Below are 21,524 nucleotides of genomic sequence, written 5' to 3' on the forward strand. Positions count from 1 at the left end.
TCACGGAGCGCGATGGTTGAATGCAAGGGAGGGCAGAGCAGGACGGCCCTCGGAAGGCAGCCCAGAGCACGCACGTCTGCTCCGCGACCAGCGAGCAACAACCAGCAGCGAGGAGGGGTCCCAGTGGACCTGTCGGTGACCAGTCGCGAGGAGAGCGGCCGGACTGTCGTCGAGGTGTCCGGCGAGATCGACGTGTACACGGCACCGACCTTGCGCGAGCGGTTGAACGAGCTCGTCGGGGCCGGCCACCACCACCTGGTGGTGGACATGGAGGGTGTCGAGTTCCTCGACTCCACCGGGCTCGGTGTCCTCGTCGGAGGCCTCAAGCGGGTCCGTTCGCACGACGGCTCGCTGCACCTCGTGTGCCAGCGCGAGAAGATCCTCAAGGTGTTCCGGATCACGGGGCTGACCAAGGTCTTCCCGATCCACGACACCGTGGCCGACGCGATCGCCGCCTCGTCGGCGACGGACGAGGCCAACGCCTCGTCCTGACCGAGCAAGCCCCGGATCCCCTCGAGCAACAGGAATCGTCGAACCCGTGCCCACCGTCACCCTGCGGTTCTCCCCGCTCGCCGAGCACGTTCGCACCGCTCGGCTCGTGGCGGTCTCCGTGGCCCGGCGGGCCGGGTTCGGCGAGAACCAGCTCGACGAGATCCGGATCGCCATCGGCGAGGCGTGCGCGCGCGCCGTCGCCGGTGGCACCCGGACCTCCGCCCCGCCCGTCGGTCTCGTCGACATGCGGTTGTGCGACGACCAGGACCGCCTCGACGTGACGGTCGTGCAGTGCGACGCGCACGGCGACCCGCTGCCCGACACGGGATCCGACCTCTCCGAGACGGACTCCCTCTCGCTGGCGCTGATGGCCGGCATGGCCGACACCACCGAGCAGACGGCGTCCGCGGACGGCGTCGCCCTCAGCTGGACCCGTCAGGCCGTCGAGGGCCCCGGGCACTACGCGCACTGACGCGCGTCGCCCCTTCCGCCGTGCCCTCGTGCGCGCGGTGACCTCACGCCCGGACCGCACGCCTCCCGACGACGCCGTGATCATCGGCGATCGCACGGTGTAGCACTCTCGGCGGTGCGGCCCTACGCTGCGTGTCAAGGTCATCACACGTCGAGGAGGACGGATGCCCCCCACCGTGCCCGTGAACCTGTCGAGTTCCGCGCAGAGCATCGCGATCGCCGTCGCGGTCGTCGCTGTCCTGTCGCTGGTCGCCGCCTGGGTCTTCCGACGACAGGTGCTGGAGGCCGGCGAGGGCACCGAACGCATGCAGGAGATCGCCGGTGCCGTGCAGAACGGCGCCGCGGCCTACCTGCGGCGGCAGTTCCGCACGCTGGTCTGGTTCGCCGTGGCCGTGCTGCTCCTGCTGCTGGCGCTGCCCGCCGGCGGCTGGGACCTGCGCATCGCCCGCAGTGGCGCCTTCGTGCTGGGCGCGGTGTTCTCGGCGGCCATCGGCTACCTCGGGATGTCGCTCGCGGTGCGCGCCAACCTGCGCGTCGCGGCCGCGGCCCGCCAGGGCGTCGGGGGCCGGGAGACCGGCATGCGGATCGCGTTCCGCACCGGTGGAGTCGTCGGGATGACGACGGTCGGGCTGGGTCTGCTGGGCGCGTCGATCGCCGTCCTCGCCTTCGGTCCCGACGCCCCCACCGTCCTGGAGGGTTTCGGTTTCGGCGCCGCGCTGCTGGCGATGTTCATGCGCGTCGGCGGCGGCATCTTCACCAAGGCCGCCGACGTCGGTGCCGACCTCGTCGGGAAGATCGAGAAGGGCATCCCCGAGGACGACCCGCGCAACCCGGCCACCATCGCCGACAACGTCGGCGACAACGTCGGCGACTGCGCCGGCATGGCGGCCGACCTCTTCGAGTCCTACGCCGTCACGATCGTCGCCGCGGTCATCCTCGGCAGCACCGCCGTCGGGGAGGACGGACTCGTCCTGCCGCTGCTCATCCCGGCCATCGGGGCCATCACGGCCGCGCTGGGGGTCGTCCTGGTCCGGGCCCGGCCCGGGGTCAGCGGGCTCACCTCCATCCAGAACGGCTTCTACCTCTCCGCGGGCATCGCCCTGCTCGGTTCCGCGGTCGCGTGCTACGCCTACCTCCCCTCCCGCTTCTCCGGGTTCGCCGGCGCCGACCCCAGCGTCGCGGGCCTCAACGGCGACCCCCGGCTCATCGCCTCCGCGGCGGTGCTGCTGGGGATCCTGCTCGCGGTCCTCATCCTCTTCCTCACCGGTCACTACACCGGCACCGAGTCGAAGCCCACGCGCGACGTCGCGAACGCGTCGACGACGGGCGCGGCGACCGTCCTGCTCTCCGGGATCGGTCTCGGACTGGAGTCCGCCGTCTACACGACCCTCGTCATCGCCGGGGCGGTGTTCTTCGCCTTCGTCCTCGCCGGCGGGGTCCTCGCGCTGGCGATGTTCCTGGTGGCGCTGGCCGGGTGCGGGTTGCTGACGACCGTGGGGGTCATCGTCGCGATGGACACCTTCGGGCCGGTCAGCGACAACGCCCAGGGCATCGCCGAGATGAGCGGGGACGTCGATGAGGAGGGGGCCGCGGTCCTCACCGAGCTCGACGCCGTCGGCAACACCACCAAGGCGGTCACCAAGGGGATCGCCATCGCGACCGCGGTGCTCGCCGCGACGGCGCTGTTCGGCTCTTACCAGGACGCCGTCCTCACCCGGATCAACGAGGTCGCGGTCGCGATCGAGACCCCGTCGCAGTACCTGCAGCGCACCATCGGCGACTTCAGCGTCTCGACGCCGACGACGCTGGTCGGGGTCCTGCTCGGCGCGGCCGTCGTGTTCCTCTTCGCGGGTCTGGCCATCAACGCCGTCGGCCGCTCCGCCGGGGCGGTCGTCCTCGAGGTCCGGCGGCAGTTCGCCGAGCACCCCGGGATCATGGACGGGACGGAGAAGCCCGACCACGGCCGGGTCGTGGACCTCTGCACCCGCGACGCACTGCGCGAGCTCGCGACGCCAGGCCTGCTCGCCGCCTTCGCCCCGATCGCCGTCGGCTTCGGGCTCGGGGTCGCCCCGCTGGCCGGTTTCCTCGGCGGCGCGATCGGGGCGGGCGTGCTGATGGCGGTCTTCCTCGCGAACTCCGGTGGGGCCTGGGACAACGCCAAGAAGCTCGTCGAGGACGGGTTGCACGGCGGGAAGGGGTCCGCGGCGCACGAGGCGACCGTCATCGGCGACACCGTCGGTGACCCGTTCAAGGACACCGCCGGGCCCTCGATCAACCCGCTCATCAAGGTGATGAACCTCGTCGCCCTGCTCATCGCCCCAGCCGTCGTGACGTTGTCCATCGGGGCCGACGCGAACGCGTGGCTGCGCTACGGGATCGCGATCGTGGCGACGGTGATCATCGTCGTCGCGGTCGCCGTCAGCAAGCTCCGGCAGGTCGACATGGCCGCTCCCACGGGCTCCGCGGCGGACCTGGACCTGCGCACCCAGGAGAACGTCGAACGCCTGCCGTGAGGCGGGTGCGGCAGACTCGCCCGACGTGAGCACTCCCAGCACCGACCCCCGCGTCCTCGTCGCCGGCCTGCGGGCGGACCTGCAGGCCGCGAACTACACCGTGGACGGGGTCGGTGCGCTCGTCGGCGACGTCGCCTCGGCGGCGCTGGACCGGGAGCAGTCCCTGCCCGCGCTGCGGGCGACGGAGGGGTCGAGCGATCCCGCGGCCGTCCTGCTGCGGGTCACGACCCTCGGGCGGGCCGTGACCCGGGCCGCCCTGGACGCGGCGCTGCCGCGGACCGGGACCGCCGGGGCCGAACGGCTCGGGCTGGTCCGGGCCGCGGGCCCGGCCCCCGACGACGAGGTGAAACCCCTCGTCGACCTCCGGCCGTACTCCGTCGACGACGCCGCCGGGACCGCGCACTGGTGGCTGGTCAGCGACCTCGGCGAACTCGCGACGGGGGAGGCGCTGTCCGCCGACCACGTCCTGGGCGTCGGCGGCGCGTCGCTGACGCTGGCCTCGGCGACGATCCGCACCCCGGTCGAGCGCGTCCTCGACCTCGGCACCGGCTGCGGCATCCAGGCGCTGCACGCCTCCCGGCACTCCTGCCGGGTCACGGCCACCGACACCTCCGAGCGCGCGCTCGACCTCGCCGCCGTCAACGCCGCGCTCAACGAGGTCGCCCTCGACCTGCGCCAGGGCTCGCTCTTCGACCCCGTCGAGGCGGGGGAGCGCTTCGACCTCGTCGTCTCCAACCCGCCGTTCGTCATCACCCCGCGCACCGACGCGGTGCCGACCTACGAGTACCGCGACGGCGGGATGCCGGGCGACTCCCTCGTGCAGCGCCTCGTCGGCGGCGTGGGCGAGGTGCTCGCGCCGGGCGGCGTCGCGCAGCTGCTGGGCAACTGGGAACTGCACGACGGGCAGAGCTGGTCCCAGCGCCTGGAGGAGTGGCTGGCGGGGACCGGGCTGGACGCCTGGGTCGTCCAGCGCGAGGTCGCCGACCCGGCGCTGTACGCCGAGACGTGGATCCGCGACGGCGGTCAGAAGTCCGGCCCCCGCTTCGACGAGCTGTACACGGCCTGGCTCGACGACTTCGCCGCCCGCGGGGTCACCGGGGTCGGGTTCGGGGTGCTGACGCTGCGCCGGCCGCTGCGCTCCGGAGCCCCGCTGCGCCGCTTCGAGGAGAACTTCGCGACGCTCTCCGACCCGCTGGGCGAGGTGTTCGCGGCCGGGCTGGCCGTGCACGACCGCCTCGCCGGGCTCGCCGACCCGGACGACCTCGGTGACCTCACCCTCCAGGTCGCGCCCGACGTCACCGACGAGCGCTTCCACACCCCCGGGGACCCCGACCCGCGGATCGTGCTGCTGCGCCAGGGCGGCGGACTGCGCCACGTCGCGCAGGTCGACGGCGACCTCGCGGGACTCGTCGGGGCCTGCGACGGGGAGCTGACCGTGGGCCAGATCACCGCCGGGCTCGCCGTGCTGGGGGAGGAGGCGGTCGGCGAGGTCCGCACCCGCCTCTACCCCCGCGTCCGCGACCTGATCGCCGACGGGATCCTGCTGCTTCCCTGAGGCGGTCGGGGGTTGGACCGTAGACGCAACGGGCCGAACCTGTTGGCCCGATGCGTCAACGGTCCCACCCCGGAGGGCGCGGGACGAGCGCCGGTTGCGGAGGGTGCGACGCGGCGTGCGACATTGTCAGCGCGCTCGTTCGATGCACGCAGTGGCAGCACGGCGTGCGAGAGTGCACAGGGTGTGACGGCCCGGCGGGCCGCGCCCGACACCCGAGCAGGGTGGACGAGAAGTCGAAGGTGAGAGGCAGGACCAGTGGCGGGCAAGTCCCAGGGAACGCGAGCGTCCGGCGACGGACTGCGCCGACTGGTGATCGTCGAGTCGCCGAGCAAGATCGACAAGATCTCGACGTACCTCGGGCCGGGTTACCAGGTGGAGGCCAGCTACGGCCACATCCGTGACCTCCCTCAGCCCTCCCAGCTGCCCGACGACGTCAAGAAGGGCCCGTACGGGAAGTTCGCGGTCGACGTCGACCACGGCTTCGAGCCGTACTACGTCGTCGACGACGACAAGAAGAAGAAGGTCAACGAGCTCAAGCGCGCCCTCAAGGACGCCGACGAGCTCATCCTCGCCACCGACCGCGACCGCGAGGGCGAGGCCATCGCCTGGCACCTCGTGCAGGCCCTCGAACCGCGCGTCCCCTACCGCCGCATGGTCTTCGGTGAGATCACCCGCGAGGCGATCCAGCAGGCCGTCGGCGAGCTGCGCGACATCGACGACCGCATGGTCGACGCGCAGGAGACCCGCCGCATCCTCGACCGCCTCTACGGCTACGAGCTCTCGCCCGTGCTGTGGCGCAAGGTCCGCGCGGGGCTCTCCGCCGGCCGCGTCCAGTCCGTCGCGACCCGCCTCTGCGTCGAGCGCGAGCGCGAGCGGATGGCGTTCGTCGCCGCGAGCTACGCCGACGTCACGGGCACCTTCACGGCCGACGACGGCGCGTTCGGGGCCCGCCTGTCCAGCCTTGACGGCAAGCGCGTGGCCACGGGCCGCGACTTCGGCGACGACGGCCGGCTCAAGAGCCAGAACGTGGCGCACCTCGACGTCCCCGCCGCCCAGGCCCTCGTCGACGGGCTCGCCGACGCGAGCTTCGCCGTGCGCGGGGTGGAGGAGAAGCCGTACACCCGCCGTCCGGCGGCGCCGTTCATCACCTCCACGCTGCAGCAGGAGGCGTCGCGCAAGCTGCGTCTCAACGCCCGCCAGGCCATGCGCACCGCGCAGGGCCTCTACGAGCGCGGCTACATCACCTACATGCGTACCGACTCCATCCAGCTGTCCTCGCAGGCGCTGTCGGCGGCCCGGGCGCAGGCGCGGGAGCTCTACGGCAACGAGTACGTGCCGGAGCAGCCGCGCGCGTACGCGTCGAAGTCGAAGAACGCGCAGGAGGGCCACGAGGCCATCCGTCCCGCGGGGGAGACGTTCCGCACCCCCGCGCAGGTCTCCGGTGAGCTGCGCGGCGACGACTTCCGGATGTACGACCTGATCTGGAAGCGCACCGTCGCGTCGCAGATGCAGGACGCCCGCGGCACCACCGCGACCGTCCGTCTCGGGGCGACCACGGCCGACGGCCGCGACGCCGAGTTCTCCGCCTCGGGCACGATCATCACCTTCCGCGGTTTCCTCGCCGCCTACGAGGAGGGTCGCGACCAGACCCGCGACGCGGACACCGACAGCGGTGACGACGACCGTCGCCTGCCCCAGGTCAGCGCGGGGGACGCCCTGCGCGCCTCCGACCTCGCGACCGCCGGGCACGAAACCTCCCCGCCCGCCCGCTACACCGAGGCGAGCCTGGTGAAGGCGCTGGAGGAGAAGGGGATCGGGCGTCCCTCGACCTTCGCCTCGATCATCTCGACCATCGTCGACCGCGGCTACGTGCAGTACAAGGGCAACGCCCTGGTGCCGATGTGGCTGGCCTTCGCCGTGACGCGCCTGCTCGAGGAGCACTTCCCCAAGCTCGTCGACTACGACTTCACGGCCGAGATGGAGAACGACCTCGACGCGATCTCGCGCGGTGAGGCCGAACGCGTCGACTGGCTGACGAAGTTCTACTTCGGCGCCGACGGCCCGGCCGGCGGCGCCGTCGCGACCCCGCCGAACCCGGACGGGTCCAGCGGCGGCGCGACCGCGCTCAACGGCATCAAGGGCCTCGCCGACGACCTCGGGGCGATCGACGCCCGCGAGATCTCGACCATCCCCATCGGTGAGGGCATCGTCCTGCGGGTCGGGCGCTACGGCCCCTACCTCGAGGGCCCGGACCGCGAGACCGGGGAGCTGCTCAAGGCCTCCGTCCCCGAGGACATCGCGCCCGACGAGATGACCGTCGACAAGGCCTACGAGCTGCTCACGACGCAGTCCGAGGGCGACAACGTCCTGGGGCAGGACCCGGAGTCGGGGCGCACGATCGTGGCCCGCGTCGGCCGCTACGGCCCCTACGTCACCGAGCTCGTCGAGGACGAACCCGCGCCGGAACCGCCGGTCGAGGGTGCGCCGAAGAAGCGCGCAGCGAAGAAGGCCGTGAAGGCGAAGCCGCGCACGGGGTCGCTGTTCAAGGACATGTCGGTGGAGTCCGTCACCCTCGAGCAGGCCCTGCAGCTGCTGTCGCTGCCGCGCGTCGTCGGCGCCGACCCCGAGTCCGGTGACGAGATCACCGCGCAGAACGGCCGCTACGGCCCGTACCTGAAGAAGGGCACGGACTCCCGGTCGCTGGAGTCCGAGGACCAGATCTTCTCGATCACCCTGCCCGAGGTCCTCGCGATCTACGCCCAGCCGAAGATGCGCCGCGGCCAGGTCGCCAAGCCCCCGCTCAAGGAGCTCGGCGCGGACCCCGAGTCCGGTCAGCCCATCGTGATCAAGGACGGCCGATTCGGCCCGTACGCGACGGACGGCACCACCAACGCCACCCTGCGCAAGGACGACGACCCCGAGACGGTGACGCTGGAACGCGCCGCCGAGCTGCTCGCCGAGAAGCGGGCCAAGGGGCCGGTCAAGAAGACCGCGCGCAAGACGGTGGCCAAGAAGACGACCGCGAAGAAGACCGCCACGAAGACCGCGGCCAAGAAGACGGCTGCGAAGAAGACCGTCGCCTCCGACGCCTGACCCCCCATCCGTGATCTTGCTGGGAGTCCCAGCAAGATCACGGGCGGAGGGCGGGGTGTGTCGGACGGGGCATCTACCCTGACGACGTGACTGACACCGCGGCGCCCGACCACGACGTCCGGGCGTTGCTGCGTCAGTACCCCGACTTCCGCCGCATGTGGCTCTCGCTCATGCTCTCCAGCTTCGGCGACTGGCTGGGCATGCTGGCCAAGCTGGGCACGGCCGCCGGGCTGACGGTGGGGAACTCGACCCAGACCAGCGTCGCCGTCTCGACGGTCTTCATCCTCCAGCTGGCCCCGGCCGCCCTCCTCGGGCCGCTGGCCGGAGCGTTGGCCGACCGCCTCGACCGGCGGGCGACGATGGTCGTCGGGGACGTGCTGCGCTTCGGTCTCTTCATCTCCATCCCCATCGTGGGCAGCCTCACCTGGCTCTTCGTCGCGACGCTGCTCATCGAGCTGGTGACGCTGTTCTGGGGTCCGGCCAAGGACGCGACGGTGCCGAACCTGGTGCCGAAGGAACGCCTCGAGGTCGCCAACCAGATCAGCCTCGTCGCGACCTACGGCTCCGCCCCGGTCGCCGGGCTCGCCTTCATCCTGCTGACGCTGCTCACCGGGGTCCTGGACAACGCCCTGCCCTTCCTCAAGGGCAACCAGTCCAACCTCGCGATGTACGTCAACGCGTTCACCTTCCTCATCGCCGCCGTGGTCATCTGGCGCCTGGACATCCCGCCGCGCCCACCGCGTCCGCGCGAGGGCGGGCTCGCCCCGACGCTGGGCCGCGACATCGTCGAGGGCTGGAAGTTCGTCGGGGGCTCCCCGCTGCTGCGCGGCCTCGTCTTCGGGATGCTCGTCGCCTTCGGCGCCGGCGGGGTCGTGCTCGGTCTCGGCCGGGCCTTCGTGACCGGGCTCGGCGCGGGTGACCCGGGCTACGGCGTCGTGGTGATGGCCGTCTTCGCCGGGGTCGCGCTCGGGGTCTGGCAGGGGCCGCGCTGGCTGTCCGGGCTGAGCCGCCGGCGCACCTTCGGGCTGGCGCTGTCCGCGGCCGGGGTCGCCCTCGTGCTCGTCGCTCTCGTCGGCAACATCGTCGTCGCCTCCCTCTTCGTCGTCGCGCTGGGGCTGTTCACCGGGCTCGCCTACGTCTCGGCGTACACGCTGCTCGGCCTCGAGGTCGACGACGACGTCCGCGGCCGGACGTTCTCCTTCGTCGGCTCCAGCACCCGCGTCGTGATCATCGCCGTCATGCTCGTCGCCCCGTGGGTGGCGCGCTTCCTCGGCGACCGCACGATCGCCCCCAGCGCGCACTGGTCGGTGACGTACTCCGGGGCCTCCCTCGCGATGGCCGTCGCCGGCGTGATCACCGGGATCGCCGGGTTCGTCTCGCTGCGCCAGATGGACGACCGTCGCGGCACCAGCCTCTGGGCCGACCTCCTCGACGCCTTCCGGCACGGGGAGACGCCCGCCCTCGACGCTCCCGCCCGCACGGCGCGCACCGGTGGCGGGTGCTTCGTCGCCTTCGAGGGCGGCGACGGGTCGGGCAAGACGACCCAGGCGAGGTTGCTCGCCGAGTGGCTGGAGGGCCTCGGCCACGAGGTCGTGATCACCCGCGAACCCGGCGGCACGGCGACCGGTCGGGAACTGCGCGAGGTCCTGCTCAGCCACCGCGGGGACGAGCAGCCGCTGAGCCCGCGCGCCGAGGCCCTGCTCTTCGCCGCCGACCGCGCCCAGCACGTCGCGGAGGTCGTCCGGCCCGGGCTGGCCCGCGGGGCCGTCGTGCTGAGCGACCGCTACGTCGACTCCTCCCTCGCCTACCAGGGCGCGGGTCGCGACCTGCCCGCCCACGAGGTCGAGCGGCTGTCGGGCTGGGCCACCGAGGGCCTGCTGCCCGACGTCACCGTCGTCCTCGACGTCGACCCGGTCACCGCCGCCGCCCGCCGGGCCGGGCGCGCCGCCGACGACCGGATGGAGGCGGAGTCGCAGGCCTTCCACGCCCGGGTGCGCGAGCAGTTCCTGCTGCTGGCCGCCCGCGACCCCGGGCGCTACCTCGTGCTCGACGCGACCGCCTCGCCCGGGACCGTGCAGGAGAAGCTGCGCACCCACCTCGCGACCCGGCTGCCCGAACCGGCCAGGGTGGCCGCGCGGTGAGCGTCTGGGACGACGTCGTCGGGCAGGGGCCGGCCGTCGAGGTCCTCGCCCGGGCGGCGCTCGCCGCCCGGCGGGGGACCAACGGGATGACCCACGCCTGGCTGCTCACCGGCCCGCCGGGGTCGGGGCGGTCCACCGCGGCGCGCGCCTTCGCGGCGGCGCTGGAGTGCGAGGACCCGGTCGAGATCGGCTGCGGGGTGTGCAGCGGCTGCCGGACGGCGCTGGCCGGGTCGCACGCCAGCGTCACGGTCTTCACGACCGAGCACACCTGGATCCGCCGCGAGAACGTCGAACCGCTGATCCAGACCGCCCAGCGCCGTCCGTCGGTGGGGCGCTGGCGGGTCATCGTCATCGAGGACGCCGACCGGCTCAACGAGACGTCCGGCAACGTCCTGCTGAAGACCATCGAGGAACCGCCGCCGCAGACGGTGTGGCTGCTCTGCGCGCCGGCCGTCGACGACGTGCTGCCGACGATCCGTTCGCGCTCGCGGCACGTGCCGCTGCGGATCCCGCCCGCGGACGCCGTCGCGGAGCTGCTGGTGCGCCGGGACGGGATCGACCCCGTGATGGCCGCCTTCGCGGCCCGCGCCGCGCAGAGCCACGTCGGCCTGGCCCGGCGCCTGGCCCGTGACGAGGGCGCCCGCATCCGGCGGCGTGAGGTCCTGCGGTTGCCGCAGCGGCTGCGCGGGGTGGGCGACGCCGTCGTCGCGGCCGGGGAGCTCGTCGAGGTCGCGGCCGAGGAGGCCGGCTCCTCGACCACCGAACGCGACGCCCAGGAGAAGGCGAACCTGCTGCGGGCCCTCGGCGCCGACGGCGTCGCGACCGTCCCCCCGGCCGTGCGGGCCCAGGTCCGCCAGCTCGAGGAGGACCAGAAGCGGCGGGCGCGCCGGCACCAGACCGACGTCCTCGACCGCTCGCTCGTCGACCTGCTCGGCCTGCTGCGCGACGTCCTCGTCGTGCAGCTCGGGGCCCCGGTGGACCTGGTGAACTCCGACATGACCGGCGAGATCCGCGCGATGGCCGAGGGCTCGACCCCCGAGGACACCCTGCGCCGGGCCGACGCGGTGCAGCTCGCGCGCGAGCGGCTGGCGCAGAACGTCGCCCCGCTGCTGGCGATCGAGGCGCTGGCGCTGACCCTGCGGGCACCGAACCGCTGACCCGGCCCGTCCCGTACGGTGGGAACACCATGCGCAGCACCCGAGGAGTTCTGCCGCGCCGGGCCGCGGTGCCCCTCGCCGTCGTCCTGCTGGCCGGGTGCTCGGCCTTCGGCGGCTCCGACCCGCAACCCTCCCCGGTGGGCACGGCGTCCAGCGTCGCGAGCGAACCCGCGACCGACCCGTCGCTGGCGGCCTTCTACGACCAGGACCTGCAGTGGGCCGACTGCTCCGGCGGGTTCCAGTGCTCGCAGCTGACGGTCCCGCTCGACTACGCCGCCCCGCAGGGCGCGACGATCTCGCTGGCCGTCGTGCGGTTGCGGACGGCGGCCGTGGGTGACGACCGGCTGGGCTCGCTCGTCCTGAACCCGGGCGGGCCGGGCGCCTCCGGTGTCGAGTACGCCCGCGCCGCCGAGAACGTCACCTCCGACGCCGTTCGGAACCACTTCGACGTCGTCGGCTTCGACCCCCGCGGGGTGGGGACGTCGGCGCCCCTGCAGTGCCTGCCCGCCAGCGCGATCGACCGGTTCCTCGCCACCGACCCCACCCCGGACGACCCGGCCGAGGTGGCCGCGCTGGGCGAGCAGACGACCGCGCTGGGCGCCGGGTGCGCGGCCGCGGGGGAACTCGCCGCGCACGTCGACACCCGCTCCGCGGCGAAGGACATGGACGTCCTGCGCGCCGCCCTCGGCGACGACAGGCTGAACTACCTCGGCAAGTCCTACGGCACCTACCTCGGCGACTGGTACGCCGAGCTGTTCCCGCAGCGCGTCGGCCGGTTCGTGCTCGACGGGGTCCTCGACCCCGCGCTGAGCAGCGTGCAGGTCAACGAGGGACAGGCCGCCGGGTTCGAGGTGGCGTTGCGCTCCTACGTGCAGGGGTGCCAGGACGGCGACGACTGCCCGCTGACCGGCAGCGTCGACGACGGTGTCGCGCAGGTCCGCGCGTTCCTCGACGCCCTCGACGCGAAGCCCCTGCCGACGAGCTCGAAGCGGGACCTGGTGCAGGGGCTCGGTTACCTCGGCGTCGCCTACCCGCTCTACGCGGAGTCGTTGTGGCCGCAGCTGTCGGCCGCGCTGAAGAGCGCGTTCGCGGGGGACGGGACGGCGCTGCTGACCCTCGCCGACGCCTACGCCCACCGCGGCGCGAACGGCGCCTACCTCGACAACTCCAGCACGGTCATCTACGCCGTGAACTGCCTGGACCGCGACGACGCCGAGACGCTGCCGCAGGTCGAGGCGACCGCGGCGCAGTTCGCGGCGACGTCGCCGACGTTCGGGCCGTTCCTGGCCTGGGGCGGTCTGGCCTGCACGAACTGGCCCATCGCCCCCGTGGGGGAGGCCCGCGCGCTGCACGCGGAGGGGGCGGGTCCGATCCTCGTCGTCGGCACCACGCGGGACCCGGCCACGCCGTACCGGTGGGCGGAGAACGTCGCGGGCGAACTGTCCTCGGGGAGGCTGCTGACCTACGACGGTGACGGGCACACCGCCTACGGCATGGGGTCGAAGTGCATCGACGCCGCCGTCGACACCTACGTCGTGTCCGGTGTCCAGCCGGACGAGGGCACGACCTGCTCCTGACCCCGACCTCGACCTCGACCCCGACCCCGACTGCGCGGCGGCTACGACCCGCGGCGCGATCGACCGCGACGTTCGGCCCACGACACCGCGTCGGCGGACACCTACGGTGACGAGGTGACCGCAACGAACCTCTCCGTCGGGTTCGGCGTCCCGGGACGCTGGGGGCGCGCGCTGCGGATCACCGGTGACGTGCTCGTCGTCCTGGTCTGCTGGAGCCTCGGGGCCGTGCTCATCGGGGTCGGCCTGGACGAGGCCCCGGGGCAGCGGGCCGACGGTTGGATCGCCCTCGACGCGCTGCTCGGCCTCGTCTGCACGCCGTTGCTGTTCCTGCGCCGCCGCCGGCCGGTGCTGGTCGCCGGCGTGCTCGTCCTCGCCTCGGTGCTCTCCCTGGCCGTCGCGGTCGCCTCGGTGGTGGCGGTGTTCTCGGTGGCCGTCCGTCGCCGCTGGCCGACGGCGGCCACCGTCACGGCGGCGTCGGCGGCGGCCGGGCTGACCCAGTCGGCGCTGTGGCCGGACCCGGGCCTGGCCTGGTGGCTGCTGGTGCTCAGCCAGGTCGGGATCCTGCTGCCGGTGCTGGCCTGGGGGATGTACGTCCGCAGCCGGCGGGAACTGGCCGCGTCCTGGCGTGAGCAGGCCGTCCGCGCCCGGGCCGAGCAGGAACTGCGCGCGGAGCAGGCCAGGACGGTCGAACGGTCCCGCATCGCGCGCGAGATGCACGATGTCCTGGCCCACCGGATCTCGCTGGTCAGCATGCACGCGGGGGCGCTGGAACTGCGGCTGGAGGGTTCCGGCGATCCCGAGGTGGTGAACTCGGCGGCGACGATCCGGCGTTCCGCGCACGCCGCGCTGGAGGACCTGCGCGACATCCTCGGGGTGCTGCGCCAGAGCGTGGAACCCGCGGCGGTCCCGCGGCCGCAGCCGACCCTGGCGGACCTCCCGGAACTCGTCGCGGAGGTCTCCTCGCTGGGGTTCACCGTCGACCTCGACGTCCGGTTGCCGGACCTCGCCCTCGTGCCCGAAGCGCTGGGCCGCACGGCGTTCCGCGTCGTGCAGGAAGCGCTGACGAACGTCCGGAAGCACGCGTCGGGGCACCGCGTGCGCGTGCTGGTGGAGGGTCGACGCGGGCGGTCCCTGCTGGTCTCGGTGGTGGACCAGCCGCTGGGGTCGGGCCCGGTCCCCGTCGTCGTCGGTGCGGCGCCCGTCTCGGGTTTCGGACTCGTCGGTCTCGCCGAGCGGGTCGCGCTCGTCGGCGGCCGGTTGCGGTCGGGTCCGCTCGGCGCCGGGTTCGAGGTCTGCGCGCGGATGCCCTGGCCGCGGTAGTCCCCGCTGCAGTGTCCGTGGCCGGCTGGGGTCAGTCGTCGGTGTGCAGGTGGGTCCGCTCGCCGTCGCGGTCGAAGATCGACAGCAGTTCCAGGTCGCCGGCGCCGGGGTCGACGCCGATCCGGTGCGGGGTCATGGTGTCGAACTCCGCGGCCTCGCCCGGGTTCACGAGGAACGTCCGGTCGCCGAGTTCCAGACGGGCCCGCCCGGCGAGGACGGTGAACCACTCGCGGCCGGGGTGGATCCGGGGTTCGCCGGTGGTGACGTGGTCGGCGCTGATGCGGGCCTTCGCGACCGTCACCCCGGCGACGGCACGTTCCCTCGACAGCAGCCAGGTGGTGACCCCGGGGCGGTGCTGGGGGAGGGCGCGGATGACCACGTCGTCGGTGCCGGTGGTGTCGACGAGGTCGTCGAGGGTGGTGTCCAGGGCCCGGGCCAGGGGGACGAGCTGGTCGAGGGCGATCCGGCGGTGACCGGTCTCGATCCGGCTGAGCGTCGAGGGGCTCATGAAGCAGCGGGCGGCGAGGGAGTCGAGCGACCAGCCCTTGGCCAGGCGGAGGCCGCGGATGCGTCCGCGGATGATCGCGTCGATGTCTTGCTCCATGCGCAAGACTCTATGCGCTGGACGCAGGACCCGCCTACCGTGGCGGCATGGACCACCACGCACCCCACAGAACCGGGCACGGGCACGAACACGAGCACGGTGAGCAGGAGTCGGTGCTCGACCTCGACGCGGAGGTCTTCGGCGCCCAGCTCGGCGAAGCCCTCGACCTCGTCCCCGTGACGACCCCGCGCCGCGTCGTCGACCTCGGCGCCGGGACCGGGACGGGGACCCGTCTGCTGCGGTCCCGCTTCCCCGACGCCCACCTCACCGCCGTCGACAACTCCCCCGCGATGGCGGAGCGGCTGCGGCAGCAGGGCTTCGACGTCCACGAGGCCGACCTCGACGCGGGGTTCCCGCCGCTGGGCCCGGTGGACCTGGTGTGGGCGTCCTCGTCGCTGCATCACGTCGCCGACCCGGCCGCCCTGCTGGCCGGGGTGCGCACGGCGCTCGCCCCCGGCGGGGTGTTCGTCGTCCTGGAACTCGACGGGTTGCCCCGGTTCCTGACCGCCTCGGAGCCTGAGGACCGGGCGCACGCCGCGGCCGCCGCGGCCGGCTGGAACCACTACCCCGAGTGGCAGTCGGTGCTGGAGGCCGCGGGGTTCTCGGTCACCCGCACGTCCCTGACCACCACCGCCCCCGACGGCCCGACGGCGCGCCGCTACGCGCGGCTCTGGTTCGACCGCTTCGCCCAGGCGTTCGGGATCGACCTGCCGGAGGTTCCCGACGGGTTCGCCCCCCGCGTCACCCGCACCGTCTGGGTCGCGGAGGTGGCCCGGTGACCCTCGACTGCGACGTCGTCGTCGTGGGGGCCGGCGCGGCGGGGACCTCCGGCGCGATCGCGTTGGCCCGCTCGGTGCGTTCCGTCGTCGTGGTCGACGGCGGTGAACCCCGCAACGGCGTCTCCGACCACGCCCACAACGTCCTCGGCCGGGAAGGGGTCCGGCCGCTGGACCTGCTCGCCGAGGGCCGACGGGAGGCCGAGGGGTACGGGGTCCGGTTCGTCGACGACCGGGTCGTCGTCGCCCGGCGCGAGCACGACCGGTTCGAGCTCGTCCTGCTCGGCGGGACGACCGTGCGCGCCCGGCGGGTGCTGCTGGCGTCCGGGCTCGTCGACGAACTCCCCGACGTCCCGGGGGTGCGGGAGTTCTGGGGCAGCAGCGTCCTGCACTGCCCGTACTGCCACGGCTGGGAGGTCCGCGGGCAGCGGATCGGGGTCCTCGGCAGCGGCCCGAACAGCCTCCACCAGACGTTGCTGTTCCGGCAGCTGTCGCCCGACGTGACGTTGTTCCAGCACACCCTGGACGACGTGCCGGAGGAGACCCGACGGCAGCTCGCGGCCCTCGGGGTCCGTGTCGTCCACGGTGAGGTGCGCCGGGTGTCGGGCACCGACGGGAACCTGACCCTCGACCTGGGCGAGACGGCGGAGACCGTCCAGGCCCTCGTCGTCGCCCCCCGGTTCCGCGCCCGGGGCGACCTGTTCGCCCAGCTCGGCGGGGAGCTCACCCCGCACCCGCTGGGGGAGTTCGTGCAGACCGGGACGGGGGGCGTCACCGACGTGCCCGGGGTCTTCGCCGCCGGGAACGTCACCGACCTGGGGGCGATGGTGGCCGCCGCCAGCGGTTCGGGGGTGCTCGCCGGCGCGGCGATCAACGGCGACCTCGTCGCCGAGGACGCGCGTGCCGCCGTCCTCGCCCGCTGATCACCGGTGGGAGGGTGGGTGGGTGGAGACGCAGTGGATCGAGGTCGGTGACGTGGACGGCGTGGCTCTGGCGTTCGAGCACCGACCCGGCTCGGGGCCGCTCGTGGTGTTCCTGCACGCAGGGGTCGCGGACCGGCGCAGTTGGCGGGACGTGGTGCCCGACGGGACCGCGACGCTGACCTAGGACCGGCGGGGTTTCGGGGAGTCCGCCCTGAGCGGCACGGCGTTCAGCCACCTCGAGGACCTCCGGGCCCTGCTCGACGCCACCTCGCCGGAACCCGTGGTCCTCGTCGGGAACTCCATGGGCGGCGGCCTCGCGCTGGACGCGGCGCTGGAGTTCCCCGACCGGATCGCCGGCCTGCTGCTGATCGGGACGGCCGTGAGCGGTGCCCCGTCGCCGACGGTCGCGGACCTGGAACCCCGCACGCTCGAACTCGACGCCGCGGTGGACGCGGCGGTCGCGGCCGGTGACCTCGACCGTGCGGCGGAGTTCGAGGCCGAACTCTGGCTCGACGGTCCGCTCGCCGCACCCGGCCGGGTCGGCGGGGTGGCGCGCGGGCTGTTCCTCGACATGGCCCGGACCGTCCTGCGCACCGGTGCCGCCGAGCACGGCGGTTCCGACGTCGACGCCTGGTCCCGCCTCGGCGAGCTCGACCTCCCGGTGACGCTCGCGAGCGGCGACCTCGACGCGCGCTACCTGCAGACCCGCACCGAGGAGCTCGCCGCGCGGATCCCCGGTGCCGTGCGGGCGGAACTCCCCGGGACGGCGCACCTGCCGTCGCTGGAACGCCCCGACCTGGTCCGGGACCTGGTGCGGGGCGTCCTGCGAGCGGTCGCTCAGAGGTAGGGACGCGTCGTCAGTTCGAGGTAGTGCCCGGCCGGGTCGAGGAAGTAGACCCCGCGACCGCCGTGCTCGGTGTTCGTCTCACCGGGCCGGGTGCGCTGCGGATCGGCCCAGTGCTCGCGCCCCTGCGCGAGGAGGCGGGCGTGGGCGCGGTCGAACAGCTCCTCGTCGACGAGGAACGCGTAGTGCTGCGGCTGGATCTCCTCGACGGGCGGTTCGGCGAACTGCAGCAGGACGCCGTCGGGCAGCTGCAGGTTGGTGAACGGCCCCCAGCTCGGGGCGAGTTCGATCAGGTCGCGCAGGAACGCCGCCGACGCGTGGCGGTCGCGGGCGGCGACGATGGTGTGGTTGAACGATGCGGGCACGGTGCGCTCCTCGGGTGGTCACGGCGATCGGGGTCGCCGGAGGAGGAGCTCGTGCGCGCGCCCCCGGACGGGGTCTGACCGGAACCTCCCAGCGACTCGGGGCCCTGAGGGCGCACTCGGGAAGCTAGCAGCGCCCGGCCGGCGACGGAAGACGCGGTGGAGGTGAAGAGCACCCGGGGCGTCCTGTAAGCTCACTCACCGTGCCCGTGAGGGCGCTGCAGTTGAAGATGCCGCCTTAGCTCAGTCGGCCAGAGCGACGCTCTCGTAAAGCGTAGGTCCGGGGTTCGATTCCCCGAGGCGGCTCCACGGAGGCCCGTCCCGCACCAGCGGGGCGGGCCTCTCGCCGTTCCCGGGCGGTGCGATCCTGAACCCACTGTGAGCCACCTCCTCGACCCCGCCGCCCACGCCGACAACTGGCTCTGGGCGCTCTGCGTGCTCCTCGCGACCGTGGTGGTCGGTGCGGTGCTGCCGGTCCTGCCGACGGGGGCGGCGGTGAGCGCGATGGCGGCGCTGGCCCACCACCGGTCCTGGGTCTCGCTGAGCGAGGTCGTCGTCGTCGGGGGAGCCGCCGCCTACGTGGGCGACCTGGTCCTCTACGCGGTGCTGCTCAAGGGGTCCCACACCCGGCTGGGCCGCTGGTTGCACCGCCGCGCGGGCGGGCTGGACGACCGGCTCGACGACCTCGGGGAACGCCTCGCGCGCCACGACGTGGGGACGCTCACGACGTCACGGCTGCTGCCGGGCGCGCGGATCCCGGTGATGGCCGCGGCCGCCGCGACGGAGTACCCGGTCGTGCGCTTCGCCGTCGCCGACGTCGTCCCGGTGGCCTGCTGGGCGCTCGCCTACAGCGCGATCGGCCTCGCCGGGCGCAGCGTCAGCGACCGCCCGTGGGTCGGGGCGCTCGTCGCGATCGCGTTCGGGGTCGCGGCCTCGGCTGTGGTCGGCCTCGTCCGGCGGCGGCGCGCCGGCTGACCCTCACCCCCGGGTCGTGCCCGAGGGGGACCGCACCGCGCACTCGGCGTCGGGCAGTTCCGAGGGCGGCACCGGACGCGCGAACAGGAAGCCCTGCGCGGCGTCGCAGCTGGCGGCGAGCAGGGCGCTGAGCTGGTCGTCCTCCTCCACGCCCTCGGCCACCACGCCGAGGGAGAAGCTGTGGGCGGCGCTGATCAGCAGCCGCACCAGGTCGCCGTGGCCGGCCTCGGGGGAGGACACGAAGCTGCGGTCGATCTTCAGCACGTCCACGGGCAGCCGGGAGAGCTGACCGATCGAGGTGTAGCCGGTGCCGAAGTCGTCGATGGCGACCCGGACGCCGATCTCGCGCAGCGAGCGGAGGTGCTCCAGCGCCTGCGGTTCGTCGACGAGGACGGTCTCGGTGATCTCGATCGTCAACCGGTTCGGGTGGATCCCGCTGCTGCTCAGGGCGTCCGCGACGTCGTCGAGCAGGTGCGCCTGGGCCAGGTGGCGCCCGGAGATGTTGACCGCGACGTCGAGCCCGGCGCGGTGCCCGCCCTCGGCGTCCCAGCGCACCAGCTGCCGGGTGGCCTCGGCCAGCGCCCAGCGACCGAGGTCGCAGACGAGCGAGGACGCCTCGGCGACGGGGATGAACGCGTCGGGCGGGACGAGGCCGTGCCCGGGGCGCTGCCAGCGGACGAGGGCCTCGACGCTCTTGGTCCGGCCCGTGGCGAGGTCCAGGACCGGCTGGTAGTGGAGGACGAGTTCGCCGGTCTCGAGACCGTTCCGCAACGCCTTCTCGAGTTCCGCGCGGGCCGAGATCTCGATCCGCAGCTCGTCGTCGAAGACCTCGACGACCCCGCGGCCCGCGTTCTTGGCCCGGTAGGCGGCGGCGTCGGCGTCGCGCAGCAGGAGGGTGGCGTCCAGCGCACCCGCCACGCCGACGGCGACCCCGATGCTGGCCCCGACCCGGACGTGCTGGGCCTGCGGCAGGCCCTTCAGCGCGACGGGGGCGCTGATGGCCCGGATGAGGCGTTCGCCGAGGTCGACGAGGCCCTTCTCGTCCTCGACCCCCTCGACGAGGACGACGAACTCGTCGCCCCCGAGGCGGCACACGACGTCGCCGCCGCGGACGGTCTCGTGCATCCGCTGCGCCACGGTGCGCAGCAGTTCGTCGCCGGCGGCGTGACCGAAGCTGTCGTTGACGGCCTTGAAGTGGTCGAGGTCGACGAAGAGCAGCCCGACGCGACCGTGCGAGCGCGCCGCGCGGTACAGGGCGCGTTCGGTGAGGACGAGGGTCTGGGCGCGGTTGGGCAGTTCGGTGAGGGCGTCGTGCGCGGCCCGGTGGGCGAGGTCGGCCTCCAGCTGCTCGCGCTCGTGGAAGGCGGCGAGGACCTGGGTCACCGAGGCGTGCACGAACTCCCCCAGCGGACCGGGGACGGGGGTGCGCACGACCTCGCAGTCGAGGTCCCCGGCGGCGATCGCGGCGGCCTGGGCGCGGACCCGGCGCAGGCTGTCGACGGCCGCGGCCAGGCCCTGGGCGACGACGCGGACCTCCGCGGGGCCGGCCTCCACGACGTCGACGAGCTCACCGGCGGCGACCGCCCGGGACTGCTCGGCGAGGTGACGCAGCGGGCCCGCGATGGCGCGGCGGACGAGCAGCGTCCCGGCCAGCGTCACCGCGGTGACCGACCCGCAGAGCAGGAGCAGCTGGTGGTACTGACGGGTGGCGTCGGTGGACTGCTCCTGCGCCTCGGTGACGACGACGTCCACGACCCGGGTGAGGACCGCCTGCAGGTCCGCGCTGCGGGTGGCGGACGCGCTCACGAGGGTCATCACGTCGGTCATCGTGGGGGAGGTCCCCGTGACGGCGAGGGTCGTGAGGAGGGCGTCGACCGCGCGGGCCGCGTCGGAACCGGTCGCCGTGTCCCAGGCCCGCACGAGGGCGGGGTCGTCGCCGGTCTCGCGCACGTCCGCCGCGGCCTGCTGGTAGGCGCCCCAGACGCGGACGAAGTCGGTGCGCTCCACCGTGCCGGTCCGGGCGGTGGTGGCGAGGTAGAGCGAGATCTCGTCGCCGGCGAGCGCCGCGGCGCGGGACACCCGCTGCAGCGTCAGCAGGGCCGTGGCGACGTCGCCCTCGAGCCCGAGGGCGCGGGCGTCGTGCAGGTGCTGGTCGACCTCGTCGTCGAGGGTCGAGACGAGGGTCTCGTAGAGCGGGAACCCGGTGTCGACGTCGGACGCGGTCGTGGTGCGGGCGGCGCGGAGGGCCAACGCGGTCGCGCGGGCCTGCGCCTCGGTGGTGGGCAGGGCGAGGGCGGCGGCGACGGCGGTGTCGGTGGCGGTCGTGCTCGCCGTCCGGTCCAGGGCCGGACCGCTGCGGTGTTCGAGCCGCGCGGCCTGGTTCGGGGTGATCCCGAAGGTGGCGAGGGCGCGGGGCTGGGACAGGGCCGCCTCCCCCAGGACGGGGAGGACCTCCTGGGCCACGGCGCTGCGGACCGCGTCGAGGGCGATGGCCGCCCGGACCTGCGAGAGCGCGGTCTCGGCGTCCTGGGCGCGGGTGAGCCGGTCGTCGATGGCGACGCCGCCGACGGTGCTGAGGCCGACGACGGGCACGAGGACCAGGGTGAGCAGCATCGCGTGCAGCGACCGGCGCCGGCGGGTGCCCCGGGTGCCCTGGGCGCCCTGCGGCGTGCGGGGCGTCGGCCGCGGGCTCGGAGGGGTCACGTCCGGCGTCTCGACCCG

At 73.8% G+C, this 21,524-nt stretch carries 16 protein-coding genes, 1 tRNA gene and 1 pseudogene; 15 read left to right on the forward strand and 3 right to left on the reverse strand.

The features are described 5' to 3' along the window. The first annotated feature begins 123 nt into the window (after positions 1 to 123). From ACFQ46_RS05785 to ACFQ46_RS05825, 9 genes are all read left to right on the forward strand, one after another. On the forward strand, positions 124 to 492 hold the full coding sequence (locus tag ACFQ46_RS05785) for an STAS domain-containing protein (protein WP_328294444.1): 369 nt from the start codon (positions 124 to 126) through the stop codon (positions 490 to 492). A gap of 46 nt (positions 493 to 538) precedes the next feature. Beyond that, the gene (locus tag ACFQ46_RS05790) at positions 539 to 964 is read left to right on the forward strand and encodes an ATP-binding protein (protein WP_380258053.1); all 426 of its coding nucleotides are present in this window, start codon (positions 539 to 541) and stop codon (positions 962 to 964) included. 163 nt (positions 965 to 1,127) lie between these two features. After that, complete coding sequence (locus ACFQ46_RS05795) at positions 1,128 to 3,476, forward strand: sodium-translocating pyrophosphatase (RefSeq protein ID WP_380258056.1); 2,349 nt, start codon at positions 1,128 to 1,130, stop codon at positions 3,474 to 3,476. A 25-nt stretch (positions 3,477 to 3,501) separates the two neighbouring features. Next, the gene (locus ACFQ46_RS05800) at positions 3,502 to 5,031 is read left to right on the forward strand and encodes a methyltransferase (RefSeq protein WP_380258058.1); all 1,530 of its coding nucleotides are present in this window, start codon (positions 3,502 to 3,504) and stop codon (positions 5,029 to 5,031) included. A gap of 255 nt (positions 5,032 to 5,286) precedes the next feature. Continuing rightward, the gene (gene topA, locus ACFQ46_RS05805) at positions 5,287 to 8,124 is read left to right on the forward strand and encodes a type I DNA topoisomerase (RefSeq protein ID WP_380258060.1); all 2,838 of its coding nucleotides are present in this window, start codon (positions 5,287 to 5,289) and stop codon (positions 8,122 to 8,124) included. 86 nt (positions 8,125 to 8,210) lie between these two features. Then, a complete protein-coding gene (gene tmk, locus ACFQ46_RS05810) occupies positions 8,211 to 10,265 on the forward strand; it encodes a dTMP kinase (protein ID WP_380258062.1) in 2,055 nt (684 codons plus the stop codon). Then, entirely contained in the window at positions 10,262 to 11,422 is a 1,161-nt protein-coding gene (locus ACFQ46_RS05815) for a DNA polymerase III subunit delta' (RefSeq protein WP_380258064.1), read from the forward strand. The genes tmk and ACFQ46_RS05815 overlap by 4 nt, the downstream gene beginning before the upstream one ends. 29 nt (positions 11,423 to 11,451) lie before the next feature. Further along, positions 11,452 to 12,999: an alpha/beta hydrolase gene (locus tag ACFQ46_RS05820; RefSeq protein WP_380258066.1), complete on the forward strand. Its 1,548-nt coding sequence runs from the start codon at positions 11,452 to 11,454 to the stop codon at positions 12,997 to 12,999. 114 nt (positions 13,000 to 13,113) lie between these two features. Then, a complete protein-coding gene (locus ACFQ46_RS05825) occupies positions 13,114 to 14,319 on the forward strand; it encodes a sensor histidine kinase (protein WP_380258068.1) in 1,206 nt (401 codons plus the stop codon). Positions 14,320 to 14,350: 31 nt separating this feature from the next. Here ACFQ46_RS05825 and ACFQ46_RS05830 read toward each other — a convergent pair whose 3' ends face one another. Further along, the gene (locus ACFQ46_RS05830; protein ID WP_380258070.1) at positions 14,351 to 14,923 is read right to left on the reverse strand and encodes a helix-turn-helix domain-containing protein; all 573 of its coding nucleotides are present in this window, start codon (positions 14,921 to 14,923) and stop codon (positions 14,351 to 14,353) included. Positions 14,924 to 14,970: 47 nt separating this feature from the next. On the opposite strand from ACFQ46_RS05830, the gene ACFQ46_RS05835 reads away from it, so the two are divergent. The 4 genes and pseudogenes from ACFQ46_RS05835 to ACFQ46_RS05850 all read left to right on the forward strand — a co-directional run. Further along, positions 14,971 to 15,702 carry a class I SAM-dependent methyltransferase gene (locus ACFQ46_RS05835; protein ID WP_380258073.1) on the forward strand — a complete coding sequence of 244 codons (732 nt, stop codon included), beginning with the start codon at positions 14,971 to 14,973 and terminating at the stop codon, positions 15,700 to 15,702. Further along, a complete protein-coding gene (locus ACFQ46_RS05840; RefSeq protein WP_380258075.1) occupies positions 15,699 to 16,622 on the forward strand; it encodes an NAD(P)/FAD-dependent oxidoreductase in 924 nt (307 codons plus the stop codon). Before ACFQ46_RS05835 ends, ACFQ46_RS05840 begins: the two co-directional genes overlap by 4 nt. A 22-nt stretch (positions 16,623 to 16,644) precedes the next feature. Further along, positions 16,645 to 16,806, forward strand: a complete 162-nt coding sequence (locus ACFQ46_RS05845) for an alpha/beta fold hydrolase (protein WP_380258076.1) — start codon at positions 16,645 to 16,647, stop codon at positions 16,804 to 16,806. Positions 16,807 to 16,818: 12 nt separating this feature from the next. After that, positions 16,819 to 17,469, forward strand: a pseudogene (locus ACFQ46_RS05850) (alpha/beta fold hydrolase); the annotation flags it as partial. Here the strand turns inward: ACFQ46_RS05850 and ACFQ46_RS05855 are convergent. Beyond that, positions 17,460 to 17,831, reverse strand: coding sequence for a VOC family protein (locus ACFQ46_RS05855; RefSeq protein ID WP_380258078.1), 372 nt, complete (start codon positions 17,829 to 17,831; stop codon positions 17,460 to 17,462). The pseudogene ACFQ46_RS05850 and the gene ACFQ46_RS05855 overlap by 10 nt on opposite strands. A gap of 229 nt (positions 17,832 to 18,060) precedes the next feature. On the opposite strand from ACFQ46_RS05855, the gene ACFQ46_RS05860 reads away from it, so the two are divergent. Both ACFQ46_RS05860 and ACFQ46_RS05865 read left to right on the forward strand, forming a co-directional pair. Continuing rightward, positions 18,061 to 18,137: transfer RNA gene (locus ACFQ46_RS05860), tRNA-Thr, on the forward strand. Between the two features lie 69 nt (positions 18,138 to 18,206). Next, the gene (locus tag ACFQ46_RS05865) at positions 18,207 to 18,803 is read left to right on the forward strand and encodes a DedA family protein (protein ID WP_380258080.1); all 597 of its coding nucleotides are present in this window, start codon (positions 18,207 to 18,209) and stop codon (positions 18,801 to 18,803) included. A 3-nt stretch (positions 18,804 to 18,806) separates the two neighbouring features. Here ACFQ46_RS05865 and ACFQ46_RS05870 read toward each other — a convergent pair whose 3' ends face one another. Beyond that, the gene (locus ACFQ46_RS05870) at positions 18,807 to 21,506 is read right to left on the reverse strand and encodes a putative bifunctional diguanylate cyclase/phosphodiesterase (protein ID WP_380258082.1); all 2,700 of its coding nucleotides are present in this window, start codon (positions 21,504 to 21,506) and stop codon (positions 18,807 to 18,809) included. Positions 21,507 to 21,524: the final 18 nt, after the last annotated feature.

The organism is Kineococcus sp. GCM10028916 (genome assembly GCF_042674865.1).
Taxonomy (GTDB): domain Bacteria; phylum Actinomycetota; class Actinomycetes; order Actinomycetales; family Kineococcaceae; genus Kineococcus.

What these genes read in the sequence shown, in the direction of transcription:
- ACFQ46_RS05795 (WP_380258056.1), top strand. Translation starts at nt 1,128, where the DNA reads ATGCCCCCCACCGTGCCCGTGAACCTGTCGAGTTCCGCGCAGAGCATC.
- ACFQ46_RS05820 (WP_380258066.1), top strand. Translation starts at nt 11,452, where the DNA reads ATGCGCAGCACCCGAGGAGTTCTGCCGCGCCGGGCCGCGGTGCCCCTC.
- ACFQ46_RS05830 (WP_380258070.1), bottom strand. Translation starts at nt 14,923, where the DNA reads ATGGAGCAAGACATCGACGCGATCATCCGCGGACGCATCCGCGGCCTC.
- ACFQ46_RS05835 (WP_380258073.1), top strand. Translation starts at nt 14,971, where the DNA reads ATGGACCACCACGCACCCCACAGAACCGGGCACGGGCACGAACACGAG.